At 53.7% G+C, this 24,963-nt stretch carries 19 protein-coding genes; 11 read left to right on the top strand and 8 right to left on the bottom strand.

Annotated elements, in window-relative coordinates:
- The first annotated feature begins 64 nt into the window (after positions 1-64).
- The gene (locus tag LGV68_RS01840; protein ID WP_252536114.1) at positions 65-1,414 is read left to right on the top strand and encodes a condensation domain-containing protein; all 1,350 of its coding nucleotides are present in this window, start codon (positions 65-67) and stop codon (positions 1,412-1,414) included.
- A gap of 130 nt (positions 1,415-1,544) precedes the next feature.
- Here LGV68_RS01840 and LGV68_RS01835 read toward each other — a convergent pair whose 3' ends face one another.
- Positions 1,545-6,101, bottom strand: a complete 4,557-nt coding sequence (locus LGV68_RS01835) for an amino acid adenylation domain-containing protein (protein WP_252536112.1) — start codon at positions 6,099-6,101, stop codon at positions 1,545-1,547.
- Positions 6,102-6,443: 342 nt separating this feature from the next.
- On the opposite strand from LGV68_RS01835, the gene LGV68_RS01830 reads away from it, so the two are divergent.
- On the top strand, positions 6,444-7,514 hold the full coding sequence (locus tag LGV68_RS01830) for a 3-deoxy-7-phosphoheptulonate synthase (RefSeq protein ID WP_252536110.1): 1,071 nt from the start codon (positions 6,444-6,446) through the stop codon (positions 7,512-7,514).
- Positions 7,515-7,597: 83 nt separating this feature from the next.
- Here LGV68_RS01830 and LGV68_RS01825 read toward each other — a convergent pair whose 3' ends face one another.
- Positions 7,598-8,383 (bottom strand): 2,3-dihydro-2,3-dihydroxybenzoate dehydrogenase, encoded by a 786-nt coding sequence (locus LGV68_RS01825; RefSeq protein ID WP_100267347.1) that lies wholly within the window; start codon positions 8,381-8,383, stop codon positions 7,598-7,600.
- A 277-nt stretch (positions 8,384-8,660) separates the two neighbouring features.
- On the opposite strand from LGV68_RS01825, the gene LGV68_RS01820 reads away from it, so the two are divergent.
- Together LGV68_RS01820 and LGV68_RS01815 are read left to right on the top strand one after the other, a co-directional pair.
- Positions 8,661-9,845 (top strand): isochorismate synthase, encoded by a 1,185-nt coding sequence (locus LGV68_RS01820; RefSeq protein WP_252536108.1) that lies wholly within the window; start codon positions 8,661-8,663, stop codon positions 9,843-9,845.
- Positions 9,846-9,853: 8 nt separating this feature from the next.
- On the top strand, positions 9,854-11,473 hold the full coding sequence (locus tag LGV68_RS01815; protein ID WP_252536106.1) for a (2,3-dihydroxybenzoyl)adenylate synthase: 1,620 nt from the start codon (positions 9,854-9,856) through the stop codon (positions 11,471-11,473).
- Between the two features lie 183 nt (positions 11,474-11,656).
- On the opposite strand, the gene LGV68_RS01810 is transcribed toward LGV68_RS01815, so the two are convergent.
- Together LGV68_RS01810 and LGV68_RS01805 are read right to left on the bottom strand one after the other, a co-directional pair.
- Positions 11,657-12,544: an isochorismatase family protein gene (locus LGV68_RS01810; protein ID WP_100267349.1), complete on the bottom strand. Its 888-nt coding sequence runs from the start codon at positions 12,542-12,544 to the stop codon at positions 11,657-11,659.
- A gap of 377 nt (positions 12,545-12,921) precedes the next feature.
- Complete coding sequence (locus LGV68_RS01805) at positions 12,922-14,112, bottom strand: sugar transporter (protein ID WP_020330058.1); 1,191 nt, start codon at positions 14,110-14,112, stop codon at positions 12,922-12,924.
- 252 nt (positions 14,113-14,364) lie between these two features.
- Between LGV68_RS01805 and LGV68_RS01800 the strand changes: the two genes are divergently transcribed.
- From LGV68_RS01800 to LGV68_RS01785, 4 genes are all read left to right on the top strand, one after another.
- Positions 14,365-14,985, top strand: a complete 621-nt coding sequence (locus LGV68_RS01800; protein WP_158142766.1) for an NAD(P)H-dependent oxidoreductase — start codon at positions 14,365-14,367, stop codon at positions 14,983-14,985.
- Positions 14,982-16,904 (top strand): monovalent cation:proton antiporter-2 (CPA2) family protein, encoded by a 1,923-nt coding sequence (locus LGV68_RS01795; RefSeq protein WP_047457154.1) that lies wholly within the window; start codon positions 14,982-14,984, stop codon positions 16,902-16,904. Before LGV68_RS01800 ends, LGV68_RS01795 begins: the two co-directional genes overlap by 4 nt.
- Positions 16,905-17,255: 351 nt before the next feature.
- Complete coding sequence (locus tag LGV68_RS01790; RefSeq protein WP_020330055.1) at positions 17,256-17,681, top strand: DoxX family protein; 426 nt, start codon at positions 17,256-17,258, stop codon at positions 17,679-17,681.
- Positions 17,682-17,945: 264 nt separating this feature from the next.
- Entirely contained in the window at positions 17,946-18,293 is a 348-nt protein-coding gene (locus tag LGV68_RS01785; RefSeq protein WP_024375331.1) for a hypothetical protein, read from the top strand.
- Positions 18,294-18,401: 108 nt separating this feature from the next.
- On the opposite strand, the gene LGV68_RS01780 is transcribed toward LGV68_RS01785, so the two are convergent.
- Positions 18,402-18,836: a GNAT family N-acetyltransferase gene (locus tag LGV68_RS01780; RefSeq protein ID WP_024375332.1), complete on the bottom strand. Its 435-nt coding sequence runs from the start codon at positions 18,834-18,836 to the stop codon at positions 18,402-18,404.
- 373 nt (positions 18,837-19,209) lie between these two features.
- Between LGV68_RS01780 and LGV68_RS01775 the strand changes: the two genes are divergently transcribed.
- Entirely contained in the window at positions 19,210-19,689 is a 480-nt protein-coding gene (locus LGV68_RS01775; RefSeq protein ID WP_014204782.1) for a hypothetical protein, read from the top strand.
- Positions 19,690-19,865: 176 nt separating this feature from the next.
- Complete coding sequence (locus LGV68_RS01770; protein WP_165879885.1) at positions 19,866-20,774, top strand: DMT family transporter; 909 nt, start codon at positions 19,866-19,868, stop codon at positions 20,772-20,774.
- A gap of 88 nt (positions 20,775-20,862) precedes the next feature.
- Here the strand turns inward: LGV68_RS01770 and LGV68_RS01765 are convergent, their stop codons facing one another.
- From LGV68_RS01765 to LGV68_RS01755, 3 genes are read right to left on the bottom strand one after another with little or no spacing between them, the layout of a single operon-like run.
- Positions 20,863-21,012, bottom strand: coding sequence for a DUF2474 domain-containing protein (locus LGV68_RS01765; protein ID WP_020330045.1), 150 nt, complete (start codon positions 21,010-21,012; stop codon positions 20,863-20,865).
- Positions 21,009-22,016, bottom strand: a complete 1,008-nt coding sequence (cydB, locus tag LGV68_RS01760; RefSeq protein WP_024375334.1) for a cytochrome d ubiquinol oxidase subunit II — start codon at positions 22,014-22,016, stop codon at positions 21,009-21,011. Before cydB ends, LGV68_RS01765 begins: the two co-directional genes overlap by 4 nt.
- Positions 22,017-22,031: 15 nt before the next feature.
- A complete protein-coding gene (locus tag LGV68_RS01755) occupies positions 22,032-23,396 on the bottom strand; it encodes a cytochrome ubiquinol oxidase subunit I (RefSeq protein ID WP_252536104.1) in 1,365 nt (454 codons plus the stop codon).
- A gap of 143 nt (positions 23,397-23,539) precedes the next feature.
- Between LGV68_RS01755 and LGV68_RS01750 the strand changes: the two genes are divergently transcribed.
- Positions 23,540-24,955: a PLP-dependent aminotransferase family protein gene (locus tag LGV68_RS01750; RefSeq protein WP_252536103.1), complete on the top strand. Its 1,416-nt coding sequence runs from the start codon at positions 23,540-23,542 to the stop codon at positions 24,953-24,955.
- Positions 24,956-24,963 lie beyond the last annotated feature (8 nt).

Raw genomic sequence — 24,963 nt, 5'->3', positions numbered from 1 at the left:
AAAAGGCACAAGCTTCACGGCTTGCGCCTTTTTCTTATCACAACAATAATTCAAGGCTTTTTACATGTCAGTTACTGGTTCGGCTCTTCATTGGATGCCCCTTACTCTGCCCCAGCTCGATTTTTGGGAAGAATTTTCCCTTCACCCGGATGAGCCCCTCTCGACCGTCGCTCACTACATTGAACTCAAAGGCACGGTGAATGAAGCGGCGCTGTGCCGCGCCATTGCCCAAACCGCGCAAGAAACCGATGTGCTGGCGCTGCGTTTTCGACTCGATGACGACAGCAAAACGCCGTTGCAAGCCCACGATCCGGCGCGCATACCGCAGGTGGAGATCAAAGATCTGCGTAGCAGTTCGCAGCCACTAGTAGATGCCAAGGCACTCATGGATGGCGATGTGCATGCGCGTCTCAATTTGCTGCGCGATCCGCTGTCCGCGCAATGGCTGATCAAACTGAGCGACGATCATTACCTGTGGTACATTCGCGCGCATCACATTGTGATGGATGGCTTTGGCATGACGCTGTTTGAGCAGCGCTGCGCCACACTGTATCAGCACTATTTGGAGCGCACCGATGCGGGCAAACCGTTTAACGCGTTCGTCAGTTTCTTGGATGAAGAGCAGAGCTATCAAGCCAGCGTGCGCTATCAGCAAGACAAAGCGTTCTGGCGCGATTACCTGTCGAACCCAGCGCAACTGACCGTCCTCAACAAGGAGGATGATTACGGCGATGAAACGCTGCACGTTGCCCATGAACTAACGCCCGCAATGAGCCACGACATTCGCCAGTTGGCGCACCAAGTCACCATGGGCTGGCCGGATTTATTGGTGACGTTGTCAGGTCTTTACATGCATCGCTATTTGGCCGACGCGTACTTGGGCCAAGGCAACGCAATGCCGTTGTGGATCCCGTTTATGAGCCGCTGGGGCAGCGTGGGCGCCTACATGCCTGCCCTGCTGGTCAACATTCTGCCGTTGTATGTGCAGGTGGAGGAGAACACATCGCTGCGTGATTACCTGACGCAGACCGGCAAAACGCTGCGCCAACTCTACGCGCGCGGCCGCTATCGTGTGGAGCAGATAGCCCGCGATCAAGGCGTGACAGAAAACAGCCGTTACTTCTTCTCGCCTTTTGTCAACGTGCTGCCGTTCGATCCGCCGCAATTTGCTGGCTGTCAGGTCAAACATCATGTCATCACCAGCGGACCGGCCGACGGGTTTAACCTTACCTTCCGTGGGCAGACCAATGCCGATGGCTTAGTGCTGAGCTTGGATGCCGATTCTGCCGCGCACCCGCATGACGAGTTTGATCAGCACGCGCAACGCGTGATGACCTTCATGCAGCGGGTATTGAACGAGCGCTACCTCGACCAACCCATTTCAGCGTTGTATGACGCGATTGATCACGCCTAAGCCCTAAGCACCCGAGTGAAAAGGTCGCGAACACGTTCGCCAAAACATCGTCAAAAAAAAAGCCGCTTCAACGAGCGGCTTTGTTATTTCGACAGGTCGAAGTCATTTCGTTAACTCACCGGACAGCACATCAACTCAGTTCGAGCAGTTTCGACACCTGGCCTGCGTTCTTGCAACCCAAGAGCTGGCGCGGCTGCACCGATTTGCCAAAGGTTTGGCTGAGTTTCTCCGCCACAGCTTTCACGTGTGATGGCATTAGGCCAACCTGAATAAAATCGGCATGTTCCGTCAATGAAGCGGCGCGCTCCCCCAGTACCTGCTGATAGACATCAACGATGGACTGCCAAGGCGCCGTTTTTTCTGGCGTCAGCGAAGTGGTTTGAGACTCGCGGGAAGACTCGAATGGCGCCGCTACGTTAGCCGCCGCATTGCGCGGCGATTCATTCGCGGCCGTGAGCATGGCCAAGAGCGCGCGTTTGTCTTTCTTCCCATTGGCAGAGAGCGGAAAGCGCTCCAATGGCACAAAACGCTGCGGCAGGTGCGATGCGGGCAGCCGCTGCCCCACGATGTCACGCCACTGCGCCGCATTTTTCACAGCGCCGTCAACCGGGACATAAAACAGCGCCAAACCAACATCGCCGGAGATCGGATCGTTAAAATCAATCACGGCTAAATCCTGCACGTTCGCGACAGTCATCAGCACTTTCTCCACATCAGGCAGCGAGATGCGTACGCCGCGCACTTTGACGTAACCGTTAATCCGCCCAGCGAAGATGAGACGCCCATCGTCGCGATAGTAGCCCAGATCACCAGTTTTAAACGCGCGTACACGCTCACCGTGTGGCGTCTCGATGTTAATAAAATCGGTTTGAACCACCTCGCCATCAACCAGATACCCCAGCGAAAGATTCACGCCCGCCGTGACGATGCGCCCCACCACACCTTGCGGGCAGTGTTGGTGCTGCTCATTCACCACGTAGTATTGCGTGGCCGGTAGCGGCGCGCCGTAAGGAATAACAACGCCATCCTCAGGTTCAAGCTCATGCCAGATGCTCCAGATGGTGGTTTCCGTCGGCCCGCCAAGCGAGAACAAGCGTGCGTTAGGCAGACGCTCGCGCAGCGTCTGAATAGTCTGCGGTTTGATGTAATCGCCGCCCTGCGCAATCAAGCGCAGCGATTGCCCCTGCGAAGTAGATTGGCAGGCCAGCAGCATCTCCAAAATGGCGGGCACCGAACACCACAACGTAACGCTGTGCCGCTCGACCAAGGTGTTCCAGTGCAGCGCATCCTTTTCGGCCTCAGGTTCCGGAATGACCAAGGCAGCGCCCGCGCACAACGACCCCAGCAGATCAAACACCGACATGTCGTGATGCAGCGGCGTCACCGAGAGCATGACGTCACGCTCATTCACCTGCCACGTCGCTAACGTGTGATGCAGCACATTGGCGGTCGCGCGGTTGTTAAGCACCACACACTTGGGCTGCCCCGTCGTACCAGAGGTGTAGAGGTAATAAGCGGGGGCTTCACTGTGACTGCGCGCGCGCAGCACCTCTTGGCTTGGCAAGCGCGCCGCTTTCAGCGCTGGCTGCAGCAACTCACGCATCGCGACACAATGCGGGTGTTCAGCATTTTCCACATCGTCGCTGGTCACAATCACCAGCGCCGGCTGGCAGTGCGACAGCAGATACGTTTTGCGCTCCGGCGGACTGGCGGCATCAATCGGCACCCAAATAACGCCCGACAACGCGCAGCTCAGTGTTGCGATGACATGTGCTGCGCTGCGAGGCAGGCAAATCGCCACCACGTCGCCAGCTTTAACGCCGCGCGCCTGCAGATGGGCCATCATGATGGCGACCTGCTCTCCCAGTTGCTGATAGGTCCAGCGCTGCTCACCGCAGAAAAGCGCAGTGCGCTGACTCGGCATGTCCCACAGGCGCTCCGCCAGCGTGGTCAAAAACGGCGCCGTCCCGTCATCCGAGTCTTCGGTGTTGCGGTGATAGTGGCTTAAATCCAGCGCTTCGCGGCTCACCCACTGCAAACTCTGGCGTTCAATCATGCTCAGCGCCGCTCGCTTGCAACTGGTCAACCACGCGGCCACCTGCGCCTGACTCAACGCTTGCGTGACATAATCGGCGCTGATGACCAGATTTTTATGTGCGTCGTAAGCAAGGCGAATATCGAGCGCGATCTGCGGCGTTTGGGTCAGCCCATCATGCTGCTGCAACGTATTGTCGGCTCGCAGCGTTTCCCACCCCAATCCATTGGTGATCACCACGGGCAGCGGCATGGTACGCGCTGGTAACTGGCTCATCAATTGGCGGTTAAGTTCAATGCCCGAAAACGCCAGATGCGCCATGCCTTCGGCTACATCGCGTTGCACACGCCGAGCTTGCGTAGCGAAGTCCGCTTCATCCAGCGCGTAGGTCAGCGCAATAAAGCTGGAGCGATTGGTCAACTCTCCGGCCAGCGGGGGCGGCGCAACCGGCAAACCGATGCACAAAGGCGTACCCGGACACCAGTTCGCGAGCGTGTGCATGGCCAGCGTTGTCAACACGCTGTTCGGAAACAGTCGTTCACTTGCCGCCAATTTCAGCAGCGCGCGCGTTTCGTCGCGGCTCAGCGTGACGCTTTCTCGCGCGTAACGCGGTTGGTAAAGGGTATGAAGCGGCGCTTGCCACGGCAGCGCCATCGGTTCGGTCACACTGCCCAGCTTTTCGCGCCAGTAAGCTTGCGCCGTTTCGCGCGCGTTGGCTTCTTGCTGCTGAGTGACGTTTTGTTGAGTGGTGTGTTGCTGAGAAAGAGGCTTCGCTGGCACCTCGCTCATGGCACCCCACGCAGGGGGCGCGGCGACGGGCTTGGGGTGATTTTCCAGCATGCGAGCCAACAGATAGGCGATGGAATGGCCATCGGAAATCAGCGCATCAAAACTGGTGAGTACAATGTGGCGAAAAGCGTCAGTTGCCAGCGTGTCCGGTTCAGCTTCGGGTAGCGACACTAGCCAGACTTTCCACGGTGAGCACGATAAATCATGCCGACTGTGCGAGACCTGCTCGATCAGTGCCTCTGCTAGGCTTAATGCCTGCGCCCGACTCCGATCACGCAGGTCGCAATGCTGCCAGTTGACGATTCGCTCATCACTCACCCATTGCGTGAGCGTAGTGTCGTCGATGCGAGTGCGCAGCACGGGCAGTGTGTCCACCAGTTCCACCAAACGCGCGTGCAACTGATCAGCATCGACGGTCCCGCGATAAACACGAAAATCCTGCATCGCCACGCCCCCCAAAGGTAAGTGCTCACTGCGCCCAACCAGATACGCCTGTTGCAATCCATTCAGTGGTGTTTGGTGAGGGCGTTGCGCGCTGCTGGACGCACTTGTCGTCTCAATACTTGTCGCCTTAATAGTACATGGCTGCAACACACGTTCGGCGCGCTCAGCCAACTCACTCAACAGCGCTACATAACGGGTGAACAGCGACTGATAGAATTCGCGCGGCACACTGTCCGTGCGCACATCCCAGTTGATCAGAACGCCGCGCTTGTAAGGCACAATCTGCGCGTCCAGCAGCACATGCGCGCCCTGAGAACAGGCCCACACCATGTCGCCCAGCGTGTCGTGCACCCGCTGAGAATAGAGATCGCCGCCGATGTCCCAGCCCGAGGTGAACACCACAGGCGAGGTTTGCAGAGAGCCCTGCTGGCGCGACAGATCGCGCATGACATTAACGCCGCTGTAATGACGATGCTCCAAGCACGCCATCAACTGATGTTGGGTTTGTTCAAACAGCGTTAAAAGTGGTACGTTCGGCGCACAATTAGCGCTAAATAGCGTTAAATTAGCAAAATCCCCCACCGTATCGTCAAACTCTTGCGGGCGATAAAACAGCGGCACGTTGATACGAAACGCTGGCTGTTTAAGGGCATCCGCCAACAGCGCATTGAACGCACCGAGCGACACAGCGCTCAGGCTCAGGTGATGTTGGGCGGCCAACGCTTCGAGTTGCGCGCGCTGCTGAGCCGACAGTTCAAACGCCAAGCGCTCAGTATGCACAGCAGCCGAATCTGGATTAACGGGATCACGCTCGGGCAACTTGGGCGCAGGCGCAATCGTGCTTTGCAGCGCTCGCCAGTAACGGCGATCGCGCGCTGCTAATGCCTGCTGAGCAGCCGTCGTCATTTGATGTTGAAACTCAGCAAATGGCGCGCTGCGGGCATCACTCAGTTCACCATGATAAGCCGCAACCAGCGCTTCTATCATCAGACGAAAACTTTGCGCATCTGCGGCAATCATGTCGACATCCACATGCAAACGAAAGCGATCGTCAGGTAACTGAGTTAAAACAAACTCTGCGCCTTGCCCTTGATTCAATGCCAGCTTTTGATGGGTTTTCCGCTCACGCATGATCCGAAGTTTTTCGTCGCAATCCGCAGCGTCGAGCGCGCGCCAATCCAACACCTGCAATGCATGAAATTCGTTGAGTTCACCGACGGACCATTGGCCGTCCTCGCTGACCGTGACGCGCAGCATCTCATGGCGAGCAAAGAGCGTGTGAACCGCGGCGGCCAGTCGCGTTTCATCGATTCCCTTCCCTTCAAATTCGATATACAAATGGGCCGCATCGCCAGCCCTTGGTGTGGTGGATTGCCTGCCTACCCAATAGGCCGCCTGTAACGTTGTCATCTCGTGCATGATGTTTTCAACACGCCTCTTGTTGTGTTTTGATTATTTGTTAGTCACCATTATTGTTACAATTAAATACACATAATGACAATAATTATCATTTACAACAACCAGCATTGGCATCACTGCACGCCAGCAAAGGTTATTAAAATCATTGTGTTAAAAATTCGTTGTTTGGCCCGCTTCCCCCTATTTTCTCGACTCAACATCACATTTCAGCGTGAATCGCCGCTTGACAACAAAACCGAGCGTTGCCGATAATCGCCAACATTAAATTTGATAATAATTATCATTTGCAAAATATAACAACGATGATTCCGCCCGTTTTACTGCCCGTCTTGAGGGGGACGAATGCAAATCCTTAACAACGTCATACGCTCATCCACTGTCGGCCAACTGCCGTTTGTCGAAACACTGCTTGGCTCAATTCCCACCAGCGCCACCCAGCAAGCGCTGATTACCCAACGCCGCCAAGCGATCGCCGCCATTCTGGAGGGTCAGGACCCGCGCCTGCTGGTGATTGTAGGCCCATGCTCGATTCACGATCCTCAGCAAGGGCTTGAATACGCACGTAAACTCGCCGCGGTACAAGCCGATTACGCCGACCAACTGCTGATTGTGATGCGCACCTATTTTGAAAAGCCGCGTACGCGCACCGGTTGGAAAGGCTTGATTGTTGATCCCGACCTCGATGGCGCACACAACATGGCAAAAGGCCTGAGTGTGGCCCGCACGTTTTTGCGTGACGTGACCGACTTAGGACTGGCGACGGCGACTGAATTTCTCGACACCACCGTTTATCCGTACATCAGCGATCTGATTTGCTGGGGCGCAATCGGCGCGCGAACCACCGAGTCACAAATTCACCGCCAAATGGCGTCCGCACTGCCCTGCCCGATCGGGTTTAAAAACGGCACCGATGGCAACGTGTCCATCGCGATTGATGCGATTCACGCTGCGCAGGCCGAGCACGTGATGAGCGTAGCAGGCACTCAAGGCGCCCCCGCCTTGGTGATGACACACGGTAACCCGCACGGACACGTGATTTTGCGCGGCGGCAAAGTACCCAACTATCACAGCGATGATGTGGTGTCGGTGTCGAAACAGTTGGAGGAAAGCGGCCTCAATCCGCGCTTGATCATTGATTGCAGCCACGGCAACAGCCTGAAAAAAGCGCACAATCAACTCGGCGTAGCGCAAGATATCGCGCAGCAATTGCTGGCGGGCGAAACCTGCATTGCTGGCGTGATGTGCGAAAGTTTTCTCAAACAAGGCAATCAGAGCCTGGGGAACGGGGACTTGGAGCCGGGGCTATCGATTACCGACGAATGCCTGAGTTGGGACAACACAGTTAAACTGTTGGATACGTTGGCGGAAGCAATGAATGGCGTGCTCTCGCAGCGCTATTCCACCGTCGCCTGATTCGGCAATATCACGCACAACAAAAACCCCGCGAATGCGGGGTTTTCTTATTTGTGGAGAGGGCTTATTTGTGTGAAAGATCATCAATTGTCGAGCGTCGCGCCGCCATCGACGCGCAAATCGTGCATGGTGATGTGATTGGCCGCATCCGACAGCAGAAACAGAATGGTTTTGGCAATGTCTGCTGGCTCTGCGATTTTCTGCAGCGGGATCCCCAGGCGATAGCTTCCCGCATCTCCGGCGATGGCATTGGCTTCGCCATAATGTTCGTTCCACAACTGCATTTGCATGTCGGTGCGTGTGGAGCCCGGGCTGACAATGTTACACCGCACACCAAATGGTGCCAGCTCAATGCCCATGCACTTCACCAGCATGTGCAGCGCCGATTTCGACGCCCCATACGCGCCCATATTCGGACGCGGCGTGTTGGCCGCATTCGAGCCGATGACCACCATCGCGCCGCGTTTGGCCGCTTTCATCGACGGGCTGAGTGCCTGCATCACACTCAGAATGCCAAAGGTGTTGACCATAAACGTCTCCTGCACCTGAGCAAACGGCATGTCGTTGATGGCGCCCAAATGCAAAATACCCGCACAACTGACCAAATGATCGATCGGACCGTGTTGCTGCTGCAGCGCCCCAATGACGGCCGCCGTTTTATCCGTCTGGGTCACATCCAGCTCGGCACATTGCAGTTTTTCCCCATACCGGGCACGCAACACTTCGGTGTGACTCAACAGGGTTTCGATACGCACATCGGTGGCCACCACGCGCGCGTTTTGCGCCAGCAAATGTTCTACAACACTTAAACCAATCCCTCTCGCGGCTCCGGTAACCAATACCATTTGCTCATTTAATGACAAATCCATCGTTATAACCTTTTATTTAGCATGAATATAGCCAGCACTTACTGACTGAACTGTGAATTAACCACGGTAAAAACTGTGACCTTTAATCAATAATGATATTTATTATCAAATGACAATGATAAACGTTATCATTAAAAGTGTTATAACTGTATCGATTGCCCAATGAAATGGCAAATGATCTCTACCTCGGTGGTGGGCCACTGTGCATGACGCGGCCGACCGCTGAGTCACATCAGAAAATAAGTAGTCACGTCAGAAAGTAAAAGAGGGATTCAAAATGCAACGTGAAGTGATTGGCTATACAAAAATGGAGAGCGAACTGCTGAGCGATCAGCTTGAACGCGCGCCGTTTTTCTTCGCTTCTCCTAATAATACGATGCTGGGTATCGGCATCGAGCAAGAAATCCACCAGCCTATACCCTTTGCTCAGTTGGCAGAGCAAGCGCAAACCATGCTGCAAGCCGCAAAACAGCACGAATCGGATAACCCGGTGCTGTTTGGCATCGTGCCATTTCGTGAAGAAAATTCGACCCGATTTGTGATTCCGCAGCAGCTGTTTGTCTCCAGCAGCACACGCGGCTCCGCCAACACGGCGGCCAACCAAGCGGCGCAGGCCAAGGTGATTTCCTCCCCATCTGGACAACATTACCGCCAAGGCGTGAGCGATTTGCTCAATCTGTTCGCCACCACTAACCTCGCCAAAGCGGTGCTATCGCGTGCAGTGGAAGTGGAAACCGACACCGACATTCACCTGCCGGGCCTGCTACGCAACTTGCTTGCGATCAATGCCAAAGGCTACACCTTTGCCGCCGACACCTTGCCGGGCGTGAAGCTGATGGGCGCAAGCCCTGAACTGCTGGTGGCGAAAAAAGGCAGTTACGTGGTGTCGAACCCGTTGGCTGGCTCACGTCCGCGCTCAGCCAGTGAGGCACAAAACGACGATTCACGCCTGTCGCTGCTCGACACGCAAAAAGATTTGCACGAGCACGGCTTGGTGGTGGAAGAGGTAGAACGCGTGCTGAGTCAGTACTGCCACAACCTGTATGCGCCGATGATTCCATCGGTAATCGAAACCCAAACCATGCTGCATCTGTCGACGCTGCTTGAAGGCCAAGCGAACGACGCCAACCTCAATGTGCTGAAGATTGCGGCCGATTTACACCCGACGCCGGCGGTATGCGGCTATCCGCGCGCCAATGCCTATGAAGCGATTCGTAACATTGAACAGTTTGATCGCGGCTATTTCACCGGCATGGTGGGCTGGTGCGATTCGCGTGGAAACGGCGAATGGGTGGTGACCATCCGCTGCGCCGAAGTGCAAAAACGCCAAATGAAGGTATACGCCGGTGCGGGCATCGTCCACGAATCTGTACCGCAAAGTGAACTGGATGAAACCGGCGCCAAGATGGGTACCATTTTATCCGCCGCTGGCATTCAGCTGAACGAACTCCTCACCGCCTAGGACGCCCCATGAACGCACAACGAGAATTAGATTACACCCCTTGGCCGCAGCAGCTGGCCGACCATTACCGCATGCTGGGTTATTGGCAAGATAAAACGCTGTTGGATTACCTGCTGGAAACCGAAGCCAAGTTTGCACAGCGCGAGGCCATTGTGTGTGGCCAACGCGCGATCAGCTATCGCGAACTGGTCAACAGCGCGGCACAACTGGCAGCGGGATTTCGTCAGCTCGGTTTGCAGCGCGGCGACAACGTCGTGTTGCAAATGACCAATATTGCCGAGTTTTATCAGTGCTTCTTCGCCCTGCTGCAAATTGGCGTGCGCCCGGTGCTTGCGCTGCCCGCGCATCGCCAAATGGAAATCAGCTACTTCTGTCAGCACGCCGATGCCAAAGCGTATCTGATTGATGGCGAGGCGAGCAGCTTCAATTATCAGACATTGGCAAACAACATCGTGGCACAGTGCCCGACCATTGAGCATGTGATTGTTCGCGGCCAAGTCACGGTGGACGACCACCGGTTCGTGGCGCTTGATGAATGCCGTCAACCTGCGCTGCAAGAGCAGGATGCCGACGCCAGTGATGTTGCGTTTTTCCAGCTGTCGGGTGGCACCACGGGCACACCGAAACTGATTCCGCGCACGCACAATGATTACGCCTACAGTGTTACCGGCAGTGTGGAGATTTGTCATTTCGACCATACGACGCGCTTTTTGTGTGCGCTGCCGGTCGCGCATAACTTTCCGCTCAGCTCTCCGGGCGCGTTGGGCGTGTTCTGGGCGGGTGGCTGCGTGATTCCCACCCAAGATCCAACGCCACAACATGCGTTTGAGATGATTGAGCGTCACCGTGTCACCGTGTCTGCGTTGGTGCCGCCACTGGCACTGCTGTGGATGGATTTCGCCGAAAAGGCCACGCACGACATTTCCAGCTTGGAACTGCTGTTGGTTGGCGGCGCTAAGTTTAGCGAAACCGCGGCGCGGGAACTGCCAAGCCGGCTTCACTGCCGCCTGCAACAGGTGTTTGGTATGGCCGAAGGGTTGGTGAACTACACTCGGTTTGACGACAGTGATGAGGTGATTGCAAGCACCCAAGGCCGCCCGATTTCACCGCACGATCAAGTGCGCGTGGTCGATGAAGACGGGCGCGATGTCGCCGTCGGCGAAGAGGGATTTCTGCTCACGCAAGGGCCGTATACTATTCGCGGTTATTATCGCGCGCCAGCGCACAACGAACGCTCATTTACGCCAGACGGCTTTTATCGCACTGGCGATCTGGTCAAACGTACTTCGGAAGGCAACATCATTGTTACTGGCCGGGACAAAGATCAGATTAACCGCGGCGGCGAAAAAATCGCGGCAGAAGAGATTGAAAACTATCTGCTGCGCCACGAGGCGGTGCACGACGCGGCGCTGGTGGCGGTGCCGGATGATTATTTGGGCGAGCGCAGCTGCGCGGTGATCGTCAAGCGCGAAGGACATCAGGTGAAAGGATTGGAGCTAAAACGCTTTCTGCGTGATTTAGGCTTAGCGGATTTCAAACTGCCGGATCAAATCCAGTTCATCGATGTGTTGCCGAAAACGTCAGTCGGCAAAGTCGACAAAAAAGGACTGCGCGCGCTGTACAGCTAAGCAATCAACGCACGCAAAAAAGCCCGGTTGACCCGGGCTTTTTCATGCCTCTTTTTTCGCTCTATACCGCCATATCAGCAGCATTGGCTTCGCCGGTGCCGTGCGGATTTCGTTGCCCCATAAAAAAGGGCTTTGCCAGTGGTAAACTCGCAAAGCCCATCAACCGGTTTGGCCACCATGACGTTATGCCATGGCAGGTTCCGCCTCCGTTCGCGTGGTCGGTTCACCGATAAGCATCCACCATTCCTGCAACGTCACTTTCTCAATCAGTTGCGCGAACGTCACATTCACACCGTACGGACGCCACTTCTCCAGCAGCACCATGGCGCGAATCGAATCCAAGCCGAGGAACAGCAGGTTCTCGTTCACATCGACTTCATCGAGATCCAGCGACAGCGCTTCAGCCACATCGATACACATTTGATCCAGCGTCAGTGATGGCTTGCGGGCAAGCGTCTGCTCCACCGCGTGCAGTGTCTGCACACTTGCAGCGCGACCTGCCAGATAGTTAAGGGTATGAATGTGATCCTGCTGACTAAAATCGGCAATCGCATCGCCAATCACGAACGGTTTGATATCCAGCATGAACGCTTCGAGCGCGGTCGACAAAATACCGATGTGACCGTACACGCCGCAGATAATCAGTTGATCCCGGCCTTGCGCCTGCATATCTTCCAGCAGCGATGTTTTCTTAAATGCGCTGTAACGCCATTTCACGTATTCCACGTCATCTGCTTCTGGCGCTAATGCTGCAAGAATCGCCGTTTCTTCTTGTAGTCCAGGCCCCCAGAAATCGGTCAGCAGCGCACGCTCGGCCGGATCTTGATTGGCCGGCTGCGCCGTATACACCACAGGAATGCCGACTTGTTTAGCCGCCGCTTTCAAACGTTGAATATTGTTGATGATGTCGCTCATCGGCGACTGAGTGGTATCAAAGAAGTTAACGAAGTATTCCTGCATATCATGGATCAGCAGCACAGCCTTGGCGGGGTCAACCTGCCACTGAGTTTTGTTGAGCGGGTAGTGTTCGCTGGCAGGCAGTGAGTAACCTGCAATTCTTGGGATTGCCATTAATCCGAATCCTTAATTCTTGTGAACCTCGACCATTCCAACTGACCGCGCTCTTCGCGGCCACTCGGGTTGGACAGATCTCTTTTTTAGATGCTGACGTTGTTAGCGCGCCCGCCTTGTTGTTTTGAAATATTCCCAGAACACTTCAAAACTTCAGCCACAACAAGGCGGCGCGTTAAGCTGACTGCATACTAGCAACTCACCAACACCATGTAAACGATATTCATTCTCATTATTATTTGTCATGATAAAAATGAATGCATTTTGGAATCGGATTCGAGTTTTTCATGCCGTTGTGATGGTTTTGCAACCTGCTCTCGCCTTTCGCGGACAATAAAAAAGGCAGCCACATGGACTGCCTTTTTCGCATTTAACCATCAACGAATCGATGGGAATTTTTTCAGCAAGGTCACAATCAGCAACAGCGCCAGCAGCGCAAAGCCGGAGCCAACATAACCAATCGCTTCCAGTGAGCTGAAATGAATGACTTTAGCGCCAATCAACGCACCAGCGCCAATACCCAAGTTGATGATCCCGGAGAACATCGACATGATCATATCGGATGCATTGGTGTCGATATTGAGCACCTTAACTTGCATCGCAAGACACACGATCATCAATGCTGTCCCCCACAGCAACAACAATGTGCTCACACCCCATGGGCTGCTGGCCGAAAGCAGCAGTAGTACCATGCACAACATGACCACGGCAGTATTGCTCACCAGCAATTTGGTGTTGGCGCGCTCACCCCAGTAGCCAAAAATTACACTGCCCAGAATACCTGCACCGCCAAATAGGAGTAGCAGGAAGGTGGTGAAGTTTTCACTCACTTGGCCTACCACTTTCACAAACGGTTCAATGTAGCTATACGCGGTGTAGTGCGCGGTGAACAGCAGGAAGATAAACAGGTACAAACCGAGCAGCGTTGGTTTACGCAGCAGCTCCGGCAGTTTTTTCATCGAGCCTGAGAACAAACTTGGCAAGGTTGGCAACAAACGGAACAGCGCAAACATGATCAGCAATGCCGTCACACCGATGACACCAAACGTCACGCGCCAGCCCAACCACTGCCCGATAATCCGCCCCAGCGGCACACCCAATACCATCGCCAAAGAGGTGCCTGTTGCCAGTACGCTCAGTGCCAGCGTTTTCTTGCCCGGAGGCGCAACGCGTATCGCAATCGACGCCGTGATCGACCAGAACACCGCATGCGCAAACGCGATACCAATCCGGCTCGCCACCAGCATTTCAAAGTTCCACGCAATGACGGAGAAACCGTGGCTGACAATAAACAGCGTGAACACACTCAACAGCAACGTTTTGCGTTCCATTTTACTGGTCAGCATCATCATCGGCAGAGACATCGAAGCCACAATCCAGGCATAAATGGTCAGCATCCAACCTGCCGAGGCAAGCGGCACATCGAAGTCTTTCGCAATATCGGTCAGCAAGCCAACCGGAACGAATTCTGTGGTGTTAAAAATAAAGGCACTGAAGCCCAGCGCAAAAACGCGTAAATATTGATTGTGGCGCGAATTGTCATTCGCCGCCGAAGCGGTTTGAGTCATATGCAAACAGGATGTTCTAGGAGGAGGACAAAGAGTGATCATTGTCTCGCTTTTCTTACATAAAGAAAAGAATTTATACAACTTATTTTATATCTCGTTATTTCTTTTACATTTGGGCTACCTGACCGGGCTTTCCCCTGCCACATCTGAGATCAAATAGGTGTAAATTCTTATGCATACGCCAATATTCATTTGAATGCAGTGACGAATTGGATAACTATTTTAACACGCTCAACCACACGCCAAGATTCTATGACCAGCCAACGTATTCTGATCCTCTACGCCCACCCTTGTCAGCACAAGAGTGAAGTCAACGCACGCCTGTTTAAAGCCGCCCGTTACGCACGCAACGTGACCCTTGTCGACCTCTATGGCGAATACCCGACGTTCAATATTGATGTCGACAAAGAACAGCAACGTCTGCTGGAACACGATGTGATCATTTTCCAGTTCCCGATGTACTGGTACTCCACTCCGTCGATTCTCAAAGAGTGGCAGGATCTGGTGTTGGAGTATGGTTTTGCCTATGGTCAGGACGGCACGGCTTTGCACGGTAAAACGCTGCTGTGTATCACGTCAACGGGCGGAAAATCCGAGAGTTATCAGGCCAGTGGCTATAATCACTATAGTGTGCGTGAACTGCTGCGCCCTATTGAGCAGATGGCCGGCATGACCGGCATGCAGTATCTCGCGCCATTGGTGCTGTTTGATGCCCGCGCCGCATGCGACGACGAACGTCTCAACGCGCACATCAAACGGTACATGCAGGTTCTGCAGGCCTTAGGCGATGATCGCATCGATATCGAACGCGCCGGCGAACTGTCGACACTCAATCAATACTTCCGCCCTATGGAGCTGAGACACTCTGCATGACCAGTTATTTTATTCAGGCCTTCATCTATCTTGTCGCTGCGGTGATCGCGGTGCCGCTTGCCAAGCGTTTTGGCCTCGGCTCAGTATTGGGTTACCTGATGGCAGGCGTGGTCATCGGTCCGGTCGTCGGACTGGTTGGCGATGAAACATCCACCATTCAGCATTTCGCCGAATTTGGCGTGGTGATGATGCTGTTTCTGGTCGGTCTGGAACTGGAACCGAAAATGCTGTGGGCGATGCGTACACGCCTGCTCGGTCTGGGTGGTTTGCAGGTTGGCGTCACCACGCTGGCGACCATGGGCATGTGTTTACTGTTTGGCCTCACCTGGTCTGTGGCGCTCACCATCGGTTTGATTTTCTGCCTATCTTCAACCGCGATTGTGCTGCAAACCTTTAACGAAAAGCGCCTCAACCGGACTGAAGGTGGTCAAAATGCGTTTTCGGTCCTGCTGTTTCAGGACATCGCCGTCATCCCAATGCTGGCTTTTATTCCGCTGTTGGCGTTGCCTGAGCTGATTGAGCAAGCGCAAACAGCGGCCAATGCCGCCGCCGCGCATCACGATGAGCTGACGCTGATCGCCGATCTGCCGGGCTGGGCATACGGTCTGGTGATCACCGCAGCAATTGCCACCGTGGTGGTGGGCGGTCACTACCTCAGCCGCCCGCTGTTTCGTTTCGTAGCCAGCGCGGGTGTACGCGAAATCTTTACTGCCACGGCACTGATGCTGGTGGTCGGTATCGCAACGTTGATGAATGTGGTGGGCTTGTCTCCGGCACTGGGCACTTTCCTTGCTGGCGTTGTCCTCGCCAACAGTGAATTTCGCCATGAACTGGAAGCCAACATCGAGCCGCTGAAAGGCTTGTTACTCGGGCTGTTTTTCATCACCGTGGGCGCTGGCATCAAATTCGACATTCTGTTCAGCCACTTCTTTATCATCATCGGCGCCACCCTCGGTGTCATGTTACTCAAAGCGTTGGTGCTCTATCTGTTGGCGCTGATCTTTCGTATCAAAGGCAGCAACCGCTGGCTGTTTACCCTCAGTCTGGCGCAGGCGGGCGAATTTGGTTTCGTACTGTTAACCTTCACGCAGCAACGTCATGTTCTGCCTGCCGATTTAGCGCAGATACTGTCTCTGGTGGTCGCGCTGTCGATGTTCCTCACTCCGGGGCTGTTCATACTGTTCGACAAAGTGATTCTGCCGCGGTTTGAGCAGGTGACCAACGAACGTGAAAGCGACACTATCGACGAAAAAGGCACCGTGATCATCGCAGGTATCGGCCGTTTCGGCCAAATTGTTAATCGTCTGCTGGTTGCCAATGGCGTTCAAACTGTGGTGCTCGACCATCAGGCGGTGCAGGTTGATAACCTTCGTCGTATCCGAACCAAAGCGTACTTCGGTGACGCGACCCGCCCAGACCTGCTGCATACCGCCGGCATTGAGGAAGCGAGCCTGCTGGTGGTGGCGATCGACAATCAGGAGAGCAGTGTTGAGCTGGTCAAATACGTCAAACACACCTACCCGCATGTCAAAGTGCTGGCTCGGGCGTTTGACCGTGGCCATGGCTATCGTCTGCGTCAGGCTGGGGTCGATATGGCGGTCTCGGAAACCTATCACTCTGCACTGGAAGTGGGGGCAGCGGCAATGAAGACTCTGGGCTTTCACCCCTTCTTCGTCGAACACCAGAAAAATATCTACAAGAAAGTGGAAAGTACGCACTCCGATGGCTTATACGCCGCCTGGAATGCGGAGACTTTCGGTAAGGAGCGGATGGACAACAACTACATCAAGCTATTTATTGAACTGGAAGAGCGCCTGAAAGCTGAAATGGCGTTCGACCGCACCGATCGTCGTTTTGATACCGAACGTCACTGGACGCCACCGCCCAAAGCAACGGCTAGTGACAATATGCAAAAATAGCCTTGGATGACTAAAAATAACGTTTAAACGAATTTCTCCTTTCGCGTTTAAACGTTATTTTCCACCAACCCGACTTTCCCTTTCGAGATATTTCATTACCAATTTCAGCCTATACAACCCACACTAAAACTCGCCACATTCTGAAGCAAAATCAACTATTAACATTATTTACCCTTACTCACCTCTCTTTTTCTATCCACCATCAATTTTGCAACCATAATTACCGGAACAATAAATTGATTCGCATCAACAAAGTTATTCGAAATAATTGTTCATCATCGCCAACAGCGAGCGTGCAACTATTTCGTAATTCGATGCTAAGTTAATAAAAAACCACTCGGGAAAATCATTATGAAAGCGCTACTAAACGGATTAGATTCATTGTTGGACAAAGATGACCTGGGCAAGCTGATTCTGCGAGTCAGTTTCAGCGTAATGTTCCTGCTGCACGGCATCCATAAAATCTACGGTGGTACAGAGTTCATTCAGGGCTTGTTTGTGAAGCATGGTTTACCTGCATTCTTTGCTTACGGTGTCTATCTGGGCGAAGTTGTCGTGCCTATTCTGATTATTCTCGGCGTGTTGACCCGCTTGTCCTGCATTGTGTGGATCGGCACCAGTTTGGTCGTGATTTGGCTGATGCATTCCGACAACCTGTTTACCCTGAATAAAGTGGGAGCATGGGCCGCTGAAGGTATTGGCGTGTATCTGTTTGTTGCCATCGCCATCATGCTGATGGGGCCTGGCAAATACGCGCTGGAAACACGCAATAAGTAACGCGTTTACTTTCTGCCGATTCAAAAGCTTCGCATCCGCGAAGCTTTTTTGTTGTCAACTCGAATGCACGTCATTCACTATGCAACCCGTTGTTTTCAGGAAAAATAAACTTTTCTCTACCCTGACTTTAGCCATGGCAAACCCGCGATTTCAAACCTCAGGTGTCTGCCCAGTCAGAATTCCGTCATAAGCGCCACCGATAGCTTGCGGGCTTCCTGATTCACTTCTTTAATAGCAACTGATGGAACCAAGCAGGACTATCGTATGTTGAATAAATGGTTATTAATGGGCGCCGCATGTTTGCCTTTCGGTATGGCGCAGGCTGATGTTTCTGTGCGTCAAAGTGGAGTCACGGTGGAAGCAGACTGTCTGCAGATCAAAGTGGATGGTTTAAGTATTGGCACTGGCGATTGCCGCCCGACACGCTATTACCGGGAAAGCGTGAAGCACTATGATGTGCATCACTACTACCATGAAGACGAACGCCCATGGAAACATCCGGGTAACTGGAAAAAGAAGGCGAAATGGAAGGATAAACCCGGCCATTGGACAAAACGTGAAAAGGTCACTTACGAAGAAGAGTGGGTTTACGAGCGCAAACACCGTCACTAATCCCTCATTCCAACCTTGACGGTCAAAAGCTCCGCGCAGCCAATCACGACGAATTAAAACCACAAAGGTCACCTAGTGTGACCTTTGTTTCGTTTGCCAACCGGTCAGTTACACATTGAGATTCGTTGAGCTGTTGAACGAAAACATGCGCACTTCGTCGCGCGCAAACCAGCCTAATTTCTGATAAAAACCTTGCGCGCTTTCATTGGTGTTAAACACAAACAGGTGAGTTTTATTAATACCCAGAGCCGCCAGAGCATCGACGGTCGCGCTGACCAGTTGTTCACCAATCCCTTGGCCACGCAAGCGACTACTGACCGCCAGGTGTTGCAGATAACCACGGCGACCATCGGTGCCGGCCAGCACAGTACCGACAATCATATCTTCCTTGATGGCAACAAAGCTACAACCCGGATTTCGGGTCAGGTAAGCCGCAATGCTGTCGCGTGAATCGGCATCACGCAGGGATAAATGTTCAGTTTCACTCCAAATCGCGATGACTGCATCGTAATCTGAGATATCCATTTCTCGAATAGTGACCACATAAGCTCCTGATTTTTCAATTATGCGCGTTTGGCAAGGTATGCATCATGGCACACTTTATCGCCAGCGGTACAGTGGCAAACCTTGATTTCATTGAGCTGCGGCGATTCACGGACGGAAAAATTCGGTTCGAAATCGCGCGTTTTTTATGTTCAAATAGTGACCTTTGCGTGATCTATTCCACTTATTAAACAGAAAAACAGGACTCGTGGATAAACGCCCCTTGCTTTAAGGGATAAAAAGCCCAATAAATGGGGAAATAAGGCAGAAAACGTGCTTTTCATGAATTCTTGATTCACCGCAATACACCTTCTTCCCTGCCAGTTTAAGTATTAGGCTTCTGTTTCGAAGCCCCATTCTAAGGATCTTTATTATGTCTGACCTAACGACGAGCATTGACTCTATCCAACCTGTTGTCGAATCTTCCGGCTCCTCTATCTGGGGCTATGTGATCGGCGGTATCGTCCTGGTTCTGGCTGCTGGCTACTTTGGTTTCAAAAAAATGAACCAACCTGCTTTCGTGATTAAGCAGCTGCGCAAACGCAACCGTAAAGAGATGCAAAAACAAGGCGTTGAAAGCGCAGAATCGATGGCGGATCTGGATCTGCTACTGGATTCTGTTCAAAAGTACGCGACTGAGAAAAAAATGACGGGCACCGCTATGGTTCAACTGCTAGCGCCAATGAACGACAAAGCGAAAGTGAAATCGGGCACTGATTTTTACCATGCCATGGCGTACATCGCGAAAAACATCGACGATGCCCAGCTGGCTCGCAGCTTCCAGAACAAATCGAAGCAAGTCAAATCCAGCTCTCCGCTGATGGCGGGTCTGCTAAAACGTGCAGGCGTATAAGCACCACAATCACTCTTTCCGATAACCCGCCAAGTGCGGGTTATTTTTTGCTCTCAAACCACATTCAGATCCAATCGGTATCACTCTCTGGCGACAAACCCCACGTTTGCGATGGCATTTCTTGAGCTTTGCCAGTAACGTCATGATTCCCTCATAAGAAAAATGAAAAGGAAGTCATGACCAGTCTTGTGAACCGCCTTAAATCCAGCCCGAAAAGCACGTTGTGGGTGACGCTCTGTTTGCTTGCGCTGCCACCGCTCTTCTGGGCAGGTAACTTTATTGTCGGCCGCTCGGTGCGCGGCGATATTCCCCCGCTCACTCTGTCGTTTGATCGTTGGTTGATTGCCAGTCTGGTGCTGCTGCCGTTTACCTACAAAACCTTGCGCCGTGAATGGCGGCTTTACTGGCAATACCGCACGCGGATTGTCATCGCCTCCATTACCGGAGTCGCGGCGTTTAACTCGTTTATCTATCTTGGTTTGCAAACCACCACCGCCAGTAATGCGCTGATCCTGAACTCGTTCATTCCGCTGCTGATCATGCTGTTTGGCTCGCTGTTTTTTAAACTCACCCTCAGCGCCAAACAGTGGCTGGGGATGAGCATTTCGTTTGTCGGCGTGCTGAGCATTATTTCGCGCGGTGAGTGGTCGGTACTCACCTCACTGAGCTTTAATCAGGGCGATATGATTGTGTTTCTGGCAATGGTCAGTTGGGCCTTCTACACGCTGGTGATTCAGCGCATGCCCAAAGAAATCAACCGGATTGGTTTGATGTCGGTGCAGATGTTCCTTGGCTTGTTGGTGGTGCTGCCGTTTTACCTGTGGGAAGCGCACTCCGGCGCCTTGCCGAACTGGAACAATCACACGCTGCTCGCGCTGGCTTACGTAGGGATTGTGCCCTCGGTGCTGGCGTATCTGCTCTACACTGCGGGCGTGGAACGTTTGGGGCCGGCTAAAGTCGGGTTATCCATTCACCTCATTCCGGTGTTTGGCGTGTTGCTCTCCATCGCGCTGCTCGGCGAGAGCTTGCATCTGTATCAAATCAGCGGCATGGCGCTGATCTTCCTCGGCATTCTGCTCAGCTAGAGCTGACAGGAAGATTTTTCCCATAAAAAAGTCCCCGGCGAAGCCTCTTGCCGGGGACAAAGAGCTAAAAGTAAGCTCTACACTTCGGTTAAGCCCTGAGACCGGCAGCGGTCATCAAGGCTCGAAACAGCGTCGCGACAATGCCCAGCGTAGCGACACTGACACACCAAATGCCCGCCAGCCACAACCACTGTTTCCATGTCGCGGACGTCTCAGACGCCTGATGTGGTCTGTTCAATGGTACGCCTCCCCGTCTTTCACTTTGCCGCCGAACACGGCATAGCTCCAAAAGGTGTACATCAAAATGAAGGGAATGATGAACAGTGCGCCCACCAGCATAAAGCCTTGGCTTTGCGGCGGTGACGCAGCCTGCCACAACGTGACCGACGGCGGAATGATGTTCGGCCACAGGCTGATACCCAAACCAACAAAGCCCAGCAGCACCATGCCCAGCGTAGCGACAAACGGCAGGCGATCCGCATGGCGCGCCAATGCGCGATAGGCCGCCCAAGCCAGTAAACCAGTAGCCAGCGGCACCGCAGAGAGCCACAACACGTTCGGCACACTCAACCAGCGCGTGGCAATACTCGGTTGCGCCAACGCCGTCCACGCACTTACCGCGATCATCACTGCCAATTGCATCGTCAGAATACGCGGCGCCATGCCAAAGAATCGCTGCTGTAAATGGCCCTCGGTTTTCATGATGAGCCAGGTCGCGCCCAGCAACGCATACGTCACCACCAAGCCTAAGCCACAAAACAGCGAGAACGGCGTCAGCCAATCAAACGCGCCGCCCGCGTAGTGGCGATGTTCAACCGCAATGCCCTGAATCACGGCGCCCACCACCATGCCTTGGCAGAAGGTCGCGGCAATCGAGCCGACCATAAAGGCGCGATCCCAAAACACGCGATGATGCGCCCACGCTTTAAAGCGAAACTCAAACGCCACGCCGCGAAATATCAGCGCCACCAACATCAGCGTGAGTGGTATGGTCAGCGCATCAATGATCACGCTGTAAGCGAGCGGAAACGCGCCAAACAGTGCCGCGCCGCCTAACACCAACCAGGTTTCGTTGCCGTCCCACACCGGCGCGACCGAGTTCACCATGGTGTCGCGCGCCTCGCCGCGGGTCACCATCGGCATCAAAATGCCGATGCCCAAATCAAATCCATCCATGACGATGTACATCAGCGTGGCAAACACGATGATGCCAAACCACACGATTGATAAATCAAATCCCATCTCAGGCTCCTTGAATTAAATGCGACCGGACAAAAACGGCTGTTCATGTTCAGGTGAATGCGCAGCATCCGGCCCCTGCTTGATTTGGTGAATCATATACAGATAGCCAAAACCAAACACCGCGCCATACACCAGCACAAACCCAATCAGGCTGATGCTCATGTGCAAATCACCATGGGCGGACACTGCATCTCGCGTGCGTTGCAGCCCATAAACCACCCACGGCTGACGGCCCACTTCGGTGGTAAACCACCCCGCCAGAATCGCAATTAACCCGCTCGGCCCCATCCAAATACACAATCGCAAAAAGCCACGATGTTGATTGAGTGTGCCGCGCCGACGCAGCCACACGCTCCAGAGCCCTTGCAGTAACATCAACATGCCGAGCCCAACCATGATGCGAAACGCCCAGAACACCACGGTGGCATTCGGTCGATCTGCTTTGGCAAATTCTTTCAGCGCCGGAATCGGTTTACTCAGGCTGTGATTGAGGATCAGGCTGCCCAAATAAGGAATTTCCAGCGCGTAATCGGTGGTCTCTGTGTCCATATTCGGCATGCCGAATAAAATCAGCGGCGTCGGTTCGCCATTGCTGTTATCCCAATGCCCTTCCATTGCAGCAATTTTCGCAGGCTGATGTGCCAATGTGTTTAAGCCATGCAGGTCGCCAATCAGAATCTGAATCGGCATCACCACCACCAGCATCCACAGCGCCATGGAAAACATTTTGCGCACCGCGCTGCTGGCATTGCCGCGTTTTAAATGCCACGCCGCCGAAGCTGCGACAAACAGGGCGGTACTGAGAAACGCCGCCACGCCCATGTGCAGCAAGCGGTATGGGAAAGACGGGTTGAAGATCACTGCCAGCCAATCGACTGGCACCACTCGGCCATCGACAATTTCATAACCTTGTGGCGTGTGCATCCAGCTGTTGGACGCCAGAATCCAGAAAGTGGAAATGATGGTGCCAAGCGCCACCATGCAGGTGGCAAAGAAATGCAATTGTTCCCCCACCCGCTTCCAGCCAAACAGCATCACGCCGAGAAATCCGGCTTCGAGGAAAAATGCAGTCAGCACTTCGTACGTCAGTAACGGGCCGGTGATCGATCCGGCGAAGTCCGAAAAACCGCTCCAGTTAGTGCCAAATTGATAAGCCATCACCAAACCAGAGACCACGCCCATGCCAAAGTTGACCGCAAAGATTTTCGACCAGAAATGGTAAAGGGTTTTGTAATCAGGATTGCGGCTTTTCAGCCACAGCCCTTCAAGCACCGCCAGATAGGTCGCCAGACCAATCGTAATAGCGGGGAAAATAATGTGAAACGAGACAGTAAACGCGAATTGAATGCGAGCAAGCATGAAAGCGTCGAGACTGAACATAACTTCCTTCCAGTATCTTTTTAATTGTGGCGGCATGGTAAGTCGCCACGAAAATTGCGAACAGATACAGAAACTCGCCGCTTTTCTATAACAGTTAATAAAACCAAGTGTTATATTCCGAGTGTCAATAAAAGGAATAAGTAATGGCGAAATACGAACAGTTGGTGGAGCAGATCAAGCACCAAATTGACGCAGGCATCTGGCAGGCGGGCGATAAGTTGCCGTCGCTGCGCAAGCAATCTGAGCACTCGGGTTTGAGCCTGATGACGGTGCTGCATGCCTACCAAGTGCTCGAATCGCAAGGCTGGATTCAATCGCGCCAGCGCAGTGGTTACTGCGTGTCGCCACAATCGGCTCCGACAAGCAGCAACGTGCCGCGCGCCATCGAATCGATGGAGCAGATCGACATCAACGATTTTATCTTTGATGTACTGCAAGCGGGACGCAATCCGCACATGGTCACCTTCGGTCACGCCTATCCCGATCCCAGCCTTTATCCACGTCATCAGGTGAATAAATCGCTGATGGCAGCCGCGCGCAGCATGCCGGTGTCCAGCGCGCTCGATAACCTGCCGCCGGGTAACGATACGCTGCGCTCAATCATCGCCAAACGTTACGCCGCCCGCGGCATCAACATCTCACCGGATGAAATCGTGATCACCGCAGGCGCATTGGAGGCGCTCAACCTCAGTCTGCAAGCGGTGACGCGTCCCGGCGATTGGGTGGTGGTGGAATCGCCCACCTTTTACGGCGCGTTGCAAACCCTTGAACGCTTGGGGCTGAAAGCGCTCTTCATTCGCACCGATCCGCAGCACGGCATCGACCTCGACTCCCTTGAACGTGCGCTGCAATCGCATTCGGTTAAAGCGTGTTGGTTGATGAGCACGCTGCAAAATCCGCTCGGATTTACGCTCAGCGCCGAGAAAAAACAACAACTGGTGCAGCTACTTAGCCGCTATCAGGTGGCCTTGATTGAAGATGATGTCTACAGCGAACTTTACGCAGGTAAGGAAGCGCCGCTGCCCGCTAAAGCGTGGGATCGCAGCGCCAACGTGATGCACTGCTCGTCGTTTTCCAAATCCTTAGTCGCCGGTTTTCGCATCGGCTGGGTTGCCGCTGGTCAGCACGCCCTGAGAATTCAAAAACTGCAACTGATGAGCACCCTGACCACCAGTGTGCCGATCCAACTTGCGCTGGCGAACTACCTCACCACGCGCAATTACGAACAGCATTTGCGCCAACTGCGACGCAAACTTCACGAACGAAAAAAGGCGATGCTGGAGCAGCTTCATCAGGCGTTTCCGCCCGGAGTGAGTATTACCGACTCCGATGGGGGGTATTTTATCTGGGTTGCACTGCCGATAGGCATGGATGCGATGGCGCTGTATCAGCGCGCGCTGCAAGAAAAGATCACCATCGCGCCGGGGAAAATGTTCAGCCCAGGCGAGCAGTTTGCCCACTGTTTTCGCCTCAACAGCTCGTTTGAACTGACCGAGCAACGCCAGCGGGCGATTTCTCGCTTAGGGGAATTGATTCGTCAGCAGATGGGCAAAGTTTAAGCCACGGC

Source organism: Vibrio sp. LQ2 (assembly GCF_023920125.1).
GTDB lineage: Bacteria > Pseudomonadota > Gammaproteobacteria > Enterobacterales > Vibrionaceae > Vibrio > Vibrio fluvialis.
The sequence above is the reverse complement of the archived record's forward strand: the minus strand, read 5'-3'. Positions and strand labels throughout refer to the sequence as shown.